This window comes from uncultured Planococcus sp. (genome assembly GCF_947501725.1).
GTDB classification, from domain to species: domain Bacteria; phylum Bacillota; class Bacilli; order Bacillales_A; family Planococcaceae; genus Planococcus; species Planococcus donghaensis_C.
This window is the reverse complement of record NZ_CANMXD010000003.1, coordinates 154505-167566: the sequence shown is the minus strand read 5'-3', so window position 1 is coordinate 167566 and position 13062 is coordinate 154505. Positions and strand designations below refer to the sequence as shown.

General features: G+C 46.6%; 12 protein-coding genes and 1 tRNA gene. 9 read left to right on the top strand and 4 right to left on the bottom strand.

What is annotated here, in order from left to right:
- Position 1: 1 nt before the first annotated feature.
- Positions 2-364 carry a YolD-like family protein gene (locus tag Q0785_RS05425; RefSeq protein ID WP_298826688.1) on the top strand — a complete coding sequence of 121 codons (363 nt, stop codon included), beginning with the start codon at positions 2-4 and terminating at the stop codon, positions 362-364.
- Positions 365-631: 267 nt separating this feature from the next.
- Here the strand turns inward: Q0785_RS05425 and Q0785_RS05420 are convergent.
- From Q0785_RS05420 to Q0785_RS05410, 3 genes are all read right to left on the bottom strand, one after another.
- A tRNA-Val gene (locus tag Q0785_RS05420) sits at positions 632-704 on the bottom strand.
- A gap of 128 nt (positions 705-832) precedes the next feature.
- Positions 833-1567, bottom strand: a complete 735-nt coding sequence (locus Q0785_RS05415) for a thermonuclease family protein (RefSeq protein WP_298826686.1) — start codon at positions 1565-1567, stop codon at positions 833-835.
- A gap of 194 nt (positions 1568-1761) precedes the next feature.
- The gene (locus tag Q0785_RS05410; protein ID WP_298826684.1) at positions 1762-1905 is read right to left on the bottom strand and encodes a hypothetical protein; all 144 of its coding nucleotides are present in this window, start codon (positions 1903-1905) and stop codon (positions 1762-1764) included.
- A 116-nt stretch (positions 1906-2021) separates the two neighbouring features.
- Here Q0785_RS05410 and Q0785_RS05405 point away from each other — a divergent pair, with 116 nt between their 5' ends.
- The 6 genes from Q0785_RS05405 to Q0785_RS05380 all read left to right on the top strand — a co-directional run bounded on the left by Q0785_RS05405 (position 2022) and on the right by Q0785_RS05380 (position 8255).
- Complete coding sequence (locus Q0785_RS05405) at positions 2022-2945, top strand: Gfo/Idh/MocA family oxidoreductase (RefSeq protein ID WP_298826682.1); 924 nt, start codon at positions 2022-2024, stop codon at positions 2943-2945.
- Positions 2946-3009: 64 nt separating this feature from the next.
- Positions 3010-4398, top strand: coding sequence for an aldehyde dehydrogenase (locus Q0785_RS05400; RefSeq protein WP_298826679.1), 1389 nt, complete (start codon positions 3010-3012; stop codon positions 4396-4398).
- A 348-nt stretch (positions 4399-4746) separates the two neighbouring features.
- Positions 4747-5445 carry a response regulator transcription factor gene (locus Q0785_RS05395; protein ID WP_298826676.1) on the top strand — a complete coding sequence of 233 codons (699 nt, stop codon included), beginning with the start codon at positions 4747-4749 and terminating at the stop codon, positions 5443-5445.
- Positions 5429-6796 (top strand): HAMP domain-containing sensor histidine kinase, encoded by a 1368-nt coding sequence (locus tag Q0785_RS05390; protein WP_298826673.1) that lies wholly within the window; start codon positions 5429-5431, stop codon positions 6794-6796. Before Q0785_RS05395 ends, Q0785_RS05390 begins: the two co-directional genes overlap by 17 nt.
- Positions 6796-7491 carry a PepSY domain-containing protein gene (locus tag Q0785_RS05385; protein WP_298826671.1) on the top strand — a complete coding sequence of 232 codons (696 nt, stop codon included), beginning with the start codon at positions 6796-6798 and terminating at the stop codon, positions 7489-7491. Before Q0785_RS05390 ends, Q0785_RS05385 begins: the two co-directional genes overlap by 1 nt.
- Positions 7492-7601: 110 nt before the next feature.
- Positions 7602-8255: a PepSY domain-containing protein gene (locus Q0785_RS05380; RefSeq protein ID WP_298826668.1), complete on the top strand. Its 654-nt coding sequence runs from the start codon at positions 7602-7604 to the stop codon at positions 8253-8255.
- Between the two features lie 74 nt (positions 8256-8329).
- Here Q0785_RS05380 and Q0785_RS05375 read toward each other — a convergent pair whose 3' ends face one another.
- Complete coding sequence (locus Q0785_RS05375; protein ID WP_298826664.1) at positions 8330-9901, bottom strand: ATP-binding protein; 1572 nt, start codon at positions 9899-9901, stop codon at positions 8330-8332.
- Positions 9902-10121: 220 nt separating this feature from the next.
- Here Q0785_RS05375 and Q0785_RS05370 point away from each other — a divergent pair, with 220 nt between their 5' ends.
- Both Q0785_RS05370 and Q0785_RS05365 read left to right on the top strand, forming a co-directional pair.
- A complete protein-coding gene (locus Q0785_RS05370; RefSeq protein ID WP_298826661.1) occupies positions 10122-11174 on the top strand; it encodes a M42 family metallopeptidase in 1053 nt (350 codons plus the stop codon).
- A gap of 19 nt (positions 11175-11193) precedes the next feature.
- The gene (locus tag Q0785_RS05365) at positions 11194-12654 is read left to right on the top strand and encodes a UDP-N-acetylmuramoyl-L-alanyl-D-glutamate--2,6-diaminopimelate ligase (RefSeq protein ID WP_298826658.1); all 1461 of its coding nucleotides are present in this window, start codon (positions 11194-11196) and stop codon (positions 12652-12654) included.
- Positions 12655-13062: the final 408 nt, after the last annotated feature.

The window sequence follows — 13062 nt, the reverse complement described above, 5'->3', positions numbered from 1 at the left end:
GATGAAGCGCAATAAATATTTAAAGACCGTAGGCGACATCAAAGACCGTGGAAAGATCAAATGGACAGCTTTAATGCTGCCGGAACATGTCGAAATGATCCGGGAGTGGTACGAAAAAGACGAAAAGGTGCTGAAACCCGACTTGAACGAATACGACCTGCAGCTGCTCCAGGAGGAGATGGACATCGCACTGAAACGCCAATGCGAAGTCCTTATCCACAGCTGGAAGGACGGCGTGATCCATGAGCATAGGGGGACGATTGAAGGCATCGATGCAAGAAGCCGCATGTTGATTTACGGAAATCAAGTTGAAAAGCACAGGCTGCCGATGGATGAAGTGGTTTCGATTGTGACGGTTGAATGAAAAGAATTGAGGGCAGATTAGTAGAGGAATTTAAAAAAGGGATGATGAAATGAAGCGGTTAAATTTGTATTTCTTTGGCGAAGAGAGCATAAGCTTTCAAGATGGGTTCTATTTCTATGGTGGTATTTTACTGATCGTCCTATTATTGTTTTTAATTTAATAGTGGTCCGTTGGTTTTTCAGCTTGCTGTCTGCAGCTTGATGGAATATTGGACATAAAAAAACCGCGTAGCCAATGAGGCTGCGCGGTTTTTCAATCTAACACGTATGATTCCTACTGGGCTCGAACCAGCGACCTCTACCCTGTCAAGGTAGCGCTCTCCCAGCTGAGCTAAGGAATCTCAATTTCCAGGACAAATATAAGTATAGCTTGTCCACGGAAAAAGTCAATAGTTTTTGAAGAAGAAAAATACGATCTGCCTTTTATCAGGCATCCGGGCGGAAGAAAGCTGGATAAAGAGCCTCTGTCCTATTGGCCAACACCCCGGAAGCCGGCATCTTGTGCTTCTTGTTCAGTGCAGAACCATTCTTCGGGATTGGTTTGCTCGTAGGAGGAATCGCTCGGCAAGTGATAGATTTTATTGCCGCTGCGGTTGATGTTTCCTTTGATCTCGCAATCGCCTTCAGTCGGTTCTTCAGTAGCAGGACTGTTATTATTTCCGGTTGAACCTTGCCCGAATGCATCTGCGTTGAAGCCCCGGTCAGTGGAATAGTTTTCGTACTGCCAAATGCCTGCTTCCTTGTCTCGCGCAATTTGTTCGGCTTTCTCGAAGTCATCGAGGTAGCGTGTATTTGGAGGGAAAACATAGGCGACTCTGGCAAGTCCGGATTCAATCATCTGTTCCTGTACGCTTTCGCCGTCCACATAAATATAGGCCAGCAAGCGGTCGTAATCGTCGAAGCGGTCGCCGACGTCGAATTCGATCGATACATCGCCCGATTCGATCAGCCGTTTGTTTTCTTCAGTAGCTTCTTTGCCGAGAGGCTGTTCGCCCAGGCGCGGATGATTGGTTTCCGGTGTATCCATCAACAGGTAGCGGACGGTCACTTCTTCGCCTTCATAGATGATTTTGATGGTATCGCCATCAATGACCTGTGTCACTTCGACATCGATCTGGTCGGTCGTGCCGGCGGTGTCCGTCGTCTCCAACATGCTGCAGCCTGAGAGAAAGAATAGAGCCAGTAATATAAGTTTCAATTTCATAAGGATCCCTGCTTTCGTTTCCTCATCATTATATGGAATAGTGGGCTTTGTGGCAATCAGACAGCTGGTTATTGGGCTTTGCCCGAGAGCAGTCTTCCTGAAAATTTGCATAGTAAAACGCCTCTTTCAATCATAAATTGAACAAGGCGTTTTTATGTATGGCAGCGGCAATAGTCGTCTATAGGCTTCAGCAATTAAAGTGCTGGCTCCGTTTGCTGTGCAGCTTCGCCGTAATACAAGATGGATTCTTCGGTAAGGCTTTCGAGCTTTTCTTTATTGACCCCAACTTCCAATTCTCCTGTAAAAATAGGTTCCCACCAATTCGGTTGTTTATTCATCATATTCCCTCCTCAGATAGTAATGGTATTGTTTGACTATTCTATACCCCCAAAGGTTACACTAATAAACAAACAGCGTAAAAAAAGCCGGAAGGCCTTAAAAGGAGAGATTCTAAATGATTTCAATAGGCATCATTGGAGCGGGAATTGTCGGCGAACGGATCATTAAACAGATTCAGCAGGAAGACCATATACAGATCAGAACAGTCTACGACCAACAGACGGAACGGCTCACACAAATCAGCGAAACCTACGGAATTCCGATGGCGAAATCAGTGGAGGAAGTTCTCCATTCGGATATCAACTGGGTCTATATTGCGACACCGCCAGCTTTTCATGCCGAAATCGCTGAACTTGCCGCCAGTGCTGGAATCAATATCCTATGTGAAAAACCATTGGCACATAATGTGGAAGGCGGCGAAATGATGGCAGCTGCCGCGCAGGATAATCGCATCCAAACGGCTATGCATTTTCCGCTGATGTATAAACCGGCAGTCCGCGAAATGGCCAAGCGCATCAAGAGCGGCCATATCGGAAAAATAGTCCGGATTGAATTACAGACTTTTTTCCCCGATTGGCCAAGGTTGTGGCAGCAGAATCCATGGATCGGGTCGAGAGCTCAGGGCGGATTTGTCCGTGAAGTCTTTCCCCATTATTTTCAATTGATGAACCGGCTTTTCGGTGACTTATCGTTTACTTCCCATTACATCAGCTATCCGGAAGAAATTGATAGATGTGAAACCGGATTGATCGCCCATGGACTGACCCGCGACCGGATTCCTTTCCTCGTAACAGGAATAAGCGGTATCGGACAAAAAGAGTTGCTCCAGTTCAAGGTTTACGGCGAGCAAGGGGTTCTGACTCTAGAGAACTGGTCAGATCTTTACGAATCGTTAAAAGGCGAAGACCGCCAATTGATCAATGAATTTGAAGATGTGCCATCGCTTTTTGAGGAAATGAATAATCAATCGACTCTTTTGGTCAATTTTGAAGAAGGACTGATCGTCCAACGCTATATCGATCATTTATTGACTGAGTGAGTGTTCATTTTTTGAATCAGAGGCCTTAATTGGTATAATGAAGAAACTTGAAGGAGGTTGGAAAATGAATTTTACAGCAACTGACGTGGAACAGATGATTGAAGAACAACGCACATATTTTTATACAGGTGACACAAAATCAAGAGAGTTTCGGATTGAGCAATTGCATCGGTTAAAAAAGGTGATCCAATCCCATAAAACTGAAGTGATCGATGCCTTGAAGAAAGACTTGGGCAAAAGTGAATTTGAAGCCTATGCCACGGAAGTGGGATTTGTGCTCGACAGCATCGGCAGCATGGCGAAAAACCTGGAAGACTGGATGAAGCCGGAGCAAGTCAAGACACCGATTCATCTTCAGCCGGCGAAAAGCTTTGTCATCCGTGAACCATATGGCTCTGTTTTGATCATCGGGCCTTTCAATTACCCCTTCCAACTGGTGATGGAGCCCTTGATCGGTGCCATCATCGGCGGGAATTGTGCAGTCGTCAAACCTTCTGAAGCGACGCCTCACGTAGCAAAAGTCATCCGCACCATCATTGAGGAAGCGTTTCCTTCCTACTATATTCGTGTAGTGGAAGGCGAGCGGGAAGAAGTGACCGCTCTAATCCACGCCTCATTCGATTACATTTTCTTCACCGGCAGCGTCAATGTCGGGAAAGTCATCATGAAAGCGGCATCGGAACGGTTAACACCGGTTACATTGGAGCTCGGCGGCAAAAGCCCGGCAATTGTGGATCAGACTGCAAATCTTGATCTGGCAGCGAAGCGGATTGCTTGGGGAAAACTGATGAATACTGGGCAAACCTGTGTGGCACCGGATTATATTTGTGTGCACGAATCAGTTAAAGACGAATTCCTGAAAAAATTGACGAAAACAATACAGAACTTTTACGGGAAAGATGCACAAAAAAGCCCGGATTTTGGACGCATCGTCAACACGCAGCATTTTGACCGATTAGCGGAAATCGTGCAGAAGGAAGCCAATCATGTCATTTATGGCGGAAAAATGGACCGAGCTGACCTGTACATCGAGCCAGTGCTCCTGGACAACATCACGTGGGACAGTCCTTCGATGGAAGACGAGATTTTCGGGCCGATTTTGCCGATCATCACCTACAACGATTTACCGTTGCTGCTTCGCCAAATCCGCAAATTGCCGAAGCCTTTATCGGCTTACCTATTCTCGGAAAATGACCGGGCGATCCGGTTCTTCCTGGATCAATTGCCGTTCGGCGGCGGCTGCATCAACGATACGGTTTCCCATGTGGGCAGTTCGTATCTGCCGTTTGGCGGAATCGGTACGTCAGGCATCAATTCCTATCACGGGAAATCCAGTTTCGAAACCTTTACGCATGCCAAATCGATTCTGAAGAAATCAACCAAATTATCAACGAATCTGGTCTTTCCGCCGTATAAAAACAAAGCGAAATGGATCAAAACGGTATTGAGATAAGCGGCCTCCGGGTCGCTTTTTTTCGTTGTCGGATTGCTGCGCTTTTGGCTGCCTGCGCTTTTCGTATTGTCCAGTCTCCAGCGCCCAGCTCTTCGGGTCATAAGCCAACCCAGCGCCGTGGCAGAGAGCGCCACTTTACTGGTCTGTCTTATGCCCGTCAGAGCTACATGGGCGCCTACGCTTTTCGTTATTGTCCAGGCTCCAGCAGCCAGCCCCTCGAGTCGCTTCAGTCTTACCGACAATGGCAAAAAGCGCCATTACCGGTAAGACTTCCAGCGCTTATCGGGGCTAAACGGCTGCCTGCGCTTTTCGTATTTCTGCTATGATAAATACCAAGAGGTGATGGCAGTGGCGGAACGCATTTTAATTGTGGAAGATGAAAAAAGCATTGCACGTGTACTGGAATTGGAGTTGAAGTTTGAAGGGTACGAAATAGGGGTCGCGCATACAGGATCTGAGGGATTGATCCAATTCCGGGAACAGGATTGGGATTTGGTGCTGCTTGATTTGATGCTGCCGGAAATCCACGGGCTGGATGTTTTGAAAAGGATCCGTTCTTCTGATGGGTCAATTCCGGTTATTTTACTGACTGCCAAAAACGATGTGAAAGATAAAGTGGCCGGCTTGGATTTGGGAGCGAACGATTATGTCACCAAACCATTTGAAATCGAAGAGTTGTTGGCACGGATCCGCGCTTGCCTGCGCTTATCGAACGGCAACGGCAATTCGACGCTGCACCGCTTCCATGAGTTGGAGATGAACGAAAGTACACGGGACGTCAAAAGAGGCGGACGTATAATCGAATTGACGCCACGGGAATTTGACCTGCTGCTGTATCTGATCAAAAATCCACAGCAGGTACTCAGCCGGGAACAAGTGTTGAATGCGGTGTGGGGCTATGATTATTACGGAGATACCAATGTAATCGATGTCTATATCCGCTATTTGCGGAAGAAAGTGGACGCCGGTGAAAACTCCACCTACATCCAGACCGTCCGTGGAGTCGGATATGTATTGAAGGAGCAAGGCTATGAAACTGAAAAATAAAATCCATATCTCTTCCGCTTTGTTGATGCTGGTCATTTTGCTGGTACTGGCTTTTGTCATTTATTTTTCATTCAGCCAATTGACCTATTCAACGGAAGTGGAGCAGCTGCAGGCAGAAACGAGTGCCTTAGTAGCTGATCTCAATGAAACTGCTGGAGATCCAGGAATTGTGCTGCGGGCATATATGCCAGTCAATGGACTTGTGAAAGTGACTGTTCCAGAAGGCGAACAGCCTTCTCCAATCCAATCTCCGTCAGTGACTGTCGAGCTCCCCGCAGAATTGGAAGGACAGTCCGGAACAGTAAACGTGGAAGGTGAGCGCTTTGCCTATAGCAAAGCACCTATCTTCTGGACAGACGGCCAAGTGGCGGAATTGACAGTTGCGCAATCTTTACGGGAAACGACGAATAATTTGAATACGCTGCGTCTGGTATTGGTAGTGGGAACTTTACTGGCGATGATTCCTGTTATCATTTCCAGTATTGTGCTGGGGAAAATTGTCACACAGCCCATTACAAATCTTACGAAGACCATGACACGCATCCAGCGAAACGGCCAATTTGAAAAACTGCCCGTAGAAGGGAAGTCTCAGGATGAGCTGGCGCAAATGGGCCATACCTTCAACGAAATGATGGGCTTGCTGGAAGAGAATTATTCCAAGCAGGAGGAGTTTGTTTCCAACGCTTCCCATGAACTGAAGACGCCGTTGACGGTCATCGGCAGTTATGCCAAATTGCTTGAGCGCCAAGGGATGCACGATGAGAAAATTGCAGAGGAAAGCATTTCTGCCATCCGCGCAGAAACCGATCGGATGAAAGCGTTGATCGAGCAGTTGCTGCACATTGCCCGCCGAAGTGAGTCGCAAGTTGAATGGACAAAAGTGAACGCCGTGGATTTATTGGAGCAGACTGTGACAGCGATGAACACATCCTACGATCGTGAATTCAAGCTGATCACCACGGAACAGTCCCTGCCGATCACGACCGATACGGCAAAGTTCAAACAGTTGCTGTATATCCTGCTCGATAACGCCCGGAAATATAGTTCGGACAAGATCGAAGTAGTGGCGAGGAAAAATGGCGACACCGTCATCCAGATTCGCGATACGGGAATCGGCATTCCAAAAGAAGCAGTGCCTTATGTCTTTGAACGTTTTTACCGGGTCGATAAGGCCAGAAGCCGGGAAACAGGCGGTTTTGGCTTGGGCCTGTCTTTAGCGAAGCAATTGGCCGACTCCCTGAACGTCAAAATCGAGCTGGAAAGCATCGAACAGCTGGGAACCACGGTATCCATCATTTTCTCAGAGAATTTTAATGTTGAGGATGTACACTCAAATCAGGAGGGGTTGTGATGCGGAAATGGATGGTTATGGCGTCAGCGACAATCTTGTTAGGAGCAGGAGTCCTGGTGTTTCTGTTATTCCCGAATTCTTCAGAGGAGATAACGATGGAACAGGCGAATGAAACGGTGATTACCCTTTATGGAGGAGAAGTGGAACAGACCACGGAATCCGGTAAAGTCTACAGCGTGGAATTTCAGCGGGCGGATGGGCGTTATTTGGCATTGGTCAACCGACAGAACGGTCAAGTCGAAAATATGGAATTGATTGAAAAAACGGCAATGGCTAAAGAACTGACAGAACAGCAGGCGAAGGACCTTGCTTTAGAAAAAGCTGAAGGGACAGTCGACAGCATCAGTTACGACGAAGGACGCAATGAGTACGAAGTCAAGGTCAGGGAAGAAACGCAGATCTCGACGATTGTCTTATCTGCAGCTAATGGGGAAGTGCGGAAGATCAGCCAGGAGCCGATTGAAACGGAATCTCCAGCGGAGGAACCAGAACCTGAACGAATCATTACACGGGATGAAGCAGTCCGACTGGCTAAAAACACCTTAGACGGAGAACTCCAGGAAGCGGAGTTTGTACAGACGGAAGATGGCGGCTACTACTTGGTGGAGATTGAAAATGATCAGACCGAACAAGAAGCGACTATTCAAATCCATGCAATACGCGGTGATACGATGTCGGTCGAGTGGGATGATTGACACTGAGAACAGTTTCATGTATTTCTCATCAAATTCTCATAAAGCCTTAATCTTCTCCTCAGAAGAGAAGGTTATTGTAAGAGTAACAACAAATGAGGAGGAGAAATTACATGAAGAAATTAATTTACATTCCAGTTGCAGCAGGGGTTTTAGCGTTTGGGGGCATTGTCTTGGCCAACACCGAAGCGCCTGCAGCCAATCCAACATCTACGTCAGGAACGGTGACCAATGAAGTGCAGGCATCCTCAGCAACTGAAAAAATGCTCAGTTTTGAGGAAGTCTCAGCGAAAGCCTTGGAGTTGGCAGATGGCCGCATCACCGATATTGAATTGGACAAAGATGACAGAAGACCCCATTACGAAGTCGATATCGATTTTGATGGCTACGAATATGATTTTGAATTCGATGCCTACACAGGCGAAGTACTGAAGCAAAAACGTGAAAAAGACAGAGATGACGATTCTAAACAAATGAAAGAAGCAGCTTCATCGGCAGGTACATCATCCGCTGCAAGCAATTCCACTAGCCAAACGGCATCATCGAGCGAGGAATTGATCGGTTCTGAAAAAGCAGTCGAGGCAGCTTTAGCAGTAGTGAGCGGAACAGTTGAAAGTCTCGAACTCGAAAAAGATGATGGCGTTTCGTATTACGAAATCGAAATTAAAGATGGTCGTGCGGAGCATGATGTCGAGGTCAATGCAAAAGATGGTTCCATATTGAAAGTCGATTCGGATACTGATGACGATGATAATGACTGGGATTAATCAAAACCTATACACTAACTAAAATACAAAAAAACAGCAGGAGAAAAATCCACGGATTTTTCTCCTGCTGTTTTTCAGTTATTCAGCGGCAACAGAATTGTGGCGGCTGTTCCTACGCCCAATGTACTGGATATAAGGAGGTCGCCTTGATGTTCTTGGACGATTTTCTGGGAAATGAGCAATCCCAGCCCCGTGCCGGTTGCTTTCGTCGTATAAAAAGGTTGGAAGACCTCTCCTAAATCTGCTGCTGAGATGCCATTTCCCGAATCATTGAAAGTGATGGACAACATAGATTCGTCTTCGGCTTTCATCAAAATCCGAATTTCTCCAGGTTCATCCATCGACTCAATCGCATTCTTCAGTAAATTGATGAAAACTTGCTTCAAATGATGCTCTTCCCCGTTGACCTGAAAATCTTCATCCCAATCTTTTTTCACTGCGATGCCATGCAGATTAAGCTCTGGACCGAATAGCAGCAAAATATCATCCAATGCATTTTGGATGCTGAACTTCTTCAATGCTGAAGCTTGAGGTTTTGCCAAAATCAGAAATTCACTGATGATCAGGTTGATCCGGTCCATCTCGGATTGGATCAATGCTGTATACTCCGGAAACAGATGCTTGGGATCGTGGTGCATCATTTGGACGAAACCGGAAATGACGGTCATCGGATTTCTGATTTCGTGTGCAACGCCTGCAGCAATTTCGCCGGCGAGCTTCAGTTTTTCCGATTGAAGAATCAGTTTTTCCGACTCTTTCTGATAGCTGATGTCCCGCGAGATGATGGACGTGGCTATCACTTTTTGAGAATGGTCAAAAATGGGTGATAAGGTGACCTGTGCATGGAAACGGCTGCCATCTTTTCGGACATCTACGGTTTCAAGCAGGGAATAACTTTCCCCTTGTTGAACGTCCAATGTTCGTTTCTCGGCGGCCTCTCTCATGTCCTCCGGGTAAAGCGGCAAGATTTTTCCGATGCATTCTTCGGAAGTCCACCCATAAAGATCCTCGAAAGCCGGATTGACGGCGATGATTTTATTGTTTGAATCGAACACCGCAATGGCATCTTTCGCAGTTTCAAAAAATAATTGAAGATAACCTTCCTTCGACATCAAGGCCTTTTCCATCGACGCATTTTTAATTTCTAACTGCTTCCAGTAATGGCTGAAATAAATACTGTGTAAAAGTGTAATCGATAATACAGCAACGAAAAAAACAACAATGGATAGTTGGATATAAGGCAATGGGGCTCTCGCTGCAAACCGGTCAAATACGGTCAATAGAAGCGCAAATTCAATAGAAGTGACAACAGCCAGTATGACGATTGGTTTCGTATCATTGTATAGGGCAGAAGCAATAATGGGTATTACAAAGAAAACAAGCGTTACAGAGGACAAAGATTCGAAATTTAAAATGAAAACATACAAATTCATAGCAAAAAGAACCATGAATTGAAGAGCACGTTCCTGTATCTTTACAGAAAATAACCCCATCAGCACCAGATAGGAGAAGATGCCGAACAACGGCGATATGATTGCAGAATTCATCTCGATCCACTGATTGAGCAGAAAATGCAGGATGCTTGAAAATCCGTACAAATGGATGAATAATTGATTTCTTTTGCGGTTGGTTTCATTTCTTTCCATTGGACACCTCGAAGTTCATGCTTTTATATGGTTCATTATGTATAATTGCCTGTCGAATTTCGTTAAGCAATTCTATTTTTCACTAGAACCAACCTAGATATGGCCGATGCCAGAGGGCTGGGGTGAATTCTTTGAGTCAACTTATACTATAATACTATAAGACAGGACTGTCCGAACATCTTTCCTTTTGATATGATTATAAGATCGAGGAGTGATAGAAATGACTTACCAATGGAATCAAAGCGAAACCATCGATTTATTGAAAGAACTAGTGGAAATTCCAAGCCCTTCAGGATACACCATGGATGTCATGTCAAAAATCCGCACAGTGTTGACACAGTGGGGTGTTGATCACAAGACCACCCATAAAGGTGCAGTGATTGCGACGATCCAAGGAGAAAATCAGCAGCAGCATCGGCTTCTGACTGCCCATGTTGATACACTCGGCGCGATGGTGAAGGAAATCAAACCAAGCGGCCGTTTAAAGCTGTCATTGGTCGGAGGCTTTAAATTCAATGCCATCGAAGGGGAAAACTGCCTTATACATAAAGCGGATGGCTCGACGGTCTCCGGAACAATTCTTTTGCATCAGACCACCGTCCATGTCTACAAAGATGCAGGATCCGCTGAACGCAGTGCAGACAATATGGAAGTTCGCCTGGACGAGAAAGCTTTTTCGCAGGAACAGGTAAGAAGCCTCGGTGTTGAAGTAGGCGATTTTGTGTCGTTCCAGCCAAGATTTGAAGCGACCCAATCCGGATACATCAAATCCCGCCATTTGGATGATAAGGCAAGCACTGCGTTGCTCCTTCAATTGGTGAAGCATTTGAAAGAGACTGGAGAACAGCTGCCGAATACGACCCACTTCTATATATCCAATAATGAAGAAATCGGCTATGGCGGAAATTCAAGCATACCTCCGGAAACACAGGAATACATTGCGGTCGACATGGGCGCTATTGGAGACGGACAGGAATCGGATGAATATACCGTTTCCATTTGTGCGAAAGATTCAAGCGGCCCTTATCATTACGGATTGACCCGCCATCTGGTTTCACTGGCGAAAGACCAAGGGATCGACTACAAAGTCGACATCTATCCCTATTATGGATCGGATGCTTCGGCTGCGATCAGCGCCGGCCATGATGTCAAACATGCCTTGTTTGGTCCGGGCATTGAAGCGTCACATTCGTATGAACGTACCCATACAGATTCATTAAAAGCGTCGGCAGCCTTGCTTCATGCATACGTGCTGTCTCCATTGGTTTCATAAGAGTTAGGAGAGGATCTACATGAACAGCAAAGATTTACTTGCGGCAATTCCATATAAGCAGATTAAAGGAGCTTTGCCCGAAACGGTTGAACACCTGACAATAGATTCCCGTGACATTAAAGCCGGCTCAATTTTTGTATGCATCGCCGGCTATACAGTGGATGGCCATGATTTTGCACAAGGTGCTGCGGATCAAGGGGCAACGGTGATCATAGCTGAAAGGCCATTGACCATTGATAATGCGACAGTCGTCATTGTGGACAGCACTTCGCGGACTTTGGGTCTATTAGCTGCTAAGTTTTACGACTACCCTTCCAAGCTTCTTCACATGATCGGCGTCACCGGCACCAACGGCAAAACCAGTGTGGCGGGCATCCTGCATTCAATGCTGATGAATCTTGGCGAGAAATCGGCGTTAACGGGAACGATCGGCTTCAACCTGAATGGCCAACTGCATCCATCGGCCAATACGACAAACGATGTATTGACGACACAGCAGATGATTGCACGTGCGCGCGATGAAGATTGTTCGCATATGACGATGGAAGTTTCGTCGCATGGCTTGGTCCTCGGCCGCCTTGCAGGAGTGGAATTCGACACGGCAATTTTCACCAATCTCACGCATGACCATCTGGATTTCCATGGCACTATGGAAGAATATGGACACGCCAAAGCTTTATTGTTTTCGCAGCTGGGGCAGGATCTTGCCAACCGGAAACAGGCCATTTTAAATGCGGATGATTCCTGGTCCAACGAAATTGCGAAAATGACGCCTCATCCCGTTTACACATACGGCATTCGCAACGACGCTCAATTCCAGGCGAAGGAAATCGAACTGACACATGAAGGTACGTCCTTCACTCTTGAATGTTCGGAAGGGAAATTCCCGGTAAGCATGAAGCTGCTTGGCGAATTCAATGTTTCCAATGCATTGGCGGCAATTGCCGCATTATATGCGGAAGGCTACAAACTGCATGAAATCCTGAAAGCTTTATCAGAGATTTCCCCTGTTGAAGGCCGCATGCAGAAAGTGGAAATCGAGGCGCCGATTTCGGTATTCATCGATTACGCGCATACACCGGATGCCATTGAAAAAGCGATTGATGCCGTCCAGGATTTTAAAACGAATAAAATCATTTTCCTGGTAGGAACAGGCGGCAACCGCGATAAAACAAAGCGCCCAATCATGGCAGAAAAAGCATCCGTCGCAGATTATGTCGTATTGACGACAGATGATCCACGCGATGAAGCTTACGACAGTATTTTAGGTGATTTGGAAACCGGCATGACCCACAGTAATTTCGCCTGCATCGGCGACCGCGAAGAAGCGGTCAAGCATGCTGTGCAGCAGGCAGAAACGGGCGACATCATTATTCTTGCCGGAAAAGGGCATGAAGATTACCAGATTATCGGCAATACCAAATACCCGCACAGCGACAAAGAAATCGCGATACAGGAAGCGTTGAAAAAGTTTCAGTGAAAAAGTCTAACCAAAATAATTAGCGGTGCATAACCCCAACCAGCCTGGCCACTTCGCTTTCCGTGGGCTCAGCTTCAGCCTCCTCGTCACTGCGTTCCTGCGGGGTCTTCAGCTTTCGCTGTCCCACAGGAGTCTCTGGCCATCCTGGTTGGGAATGTGTTGCTTCGATCAAAGACAGAAGCCTGCTAGTCAGTTACAGGATAAAAATAGTCACAACAAATCGGAGAGATCTTTCACTCAAGGATCCGAAGTGCAAGGCGGCGAAGGGCAAAGATATGCTCCTGCATCGCTGCGCTGCTTCGTCGCAAACGAGTCAGGCACAGCCCGACTCGCTTCCTGCGGGAACAGCGAAGTGCCGAAATCCACTCGGGCGCCAGTCCGAGTTAGTTCGGCGCGAGCCCGTGGAAA

Coding starts and splice junctions, on each gene's coding strand:
- Q0785_RS05370 (WP_298826661.1), top strand. CDS start 10,122: ATGACTTACCAATGGAATCAAAGCGAAACCATCGATTTATTGAAAGAA.
- Q0785_RS05385 (WP_298826671.1), top strand. CDS start 6,796: ATGCGGAAATGGATGGTTATGGCGTCAGCGACAATCTTGTTAGGAGCA.
- Q0785_RS05365 (WP_298826658.1), top strand. CDS start 11,194: ATGAACAGCAAAGATTTACTTGCGGCAATTCCATATAAGCAGATTAAA.
- Q0785_RS05425 (WP_298826688.1), top strand. CDS start 2: ATGAAGCGCAATAAATATTTAAAGACCGTAGGCGACATCAAAGACCGT.
- Q0785_RS05380 (WP_298826668.1), top strand. CDS start 7,602: ATGAAGAAATTAATTTACATTCCAGTTGCAGCAGGGGTTTTAGCGTTT.
- Q0785_RS05375 (WP_298826664.1), bottom strand. CDS start 9,901: ATGGAAAGAAATGAAACCAACCGCAAAAGAAATCAATTATTCATCCAT.
- Q0785_RS05405 (WP_298826682.1), top strand. CDS start 2,022: ATGATTTCAATAGGCATCATTGGAGCGGGAATTGTCGGCGAACGGATC.
- Q0785_RS05400 (WP_298826679.1), top strand. CDS start 3,010: ATGAATTTTACAGCAACTGACGTGGAACAGATGATTGAAGAACAACGC.
- Q0785_RS05410 (WP_298826684.1), bottom strand. CDS start 1,905: ATGAATAAACAACCGAATTGGTGGGAACCTATTTTTACAGGAGAATTG.
- Q0785_RS05415 (WP_298826686.1), bottom strand. CDS start 1,567: ATGAAATTGAAACTTATATTACTGGCTCTATTCTTTCTCTCAGGCTGC.
- Q0785_RS05390 (WP_298826673.1), top strand. CDS start 5,429: ATGAAACTGAAAAATAAAATCCATATCTCTTCCGCTTTGTTGATGCTG.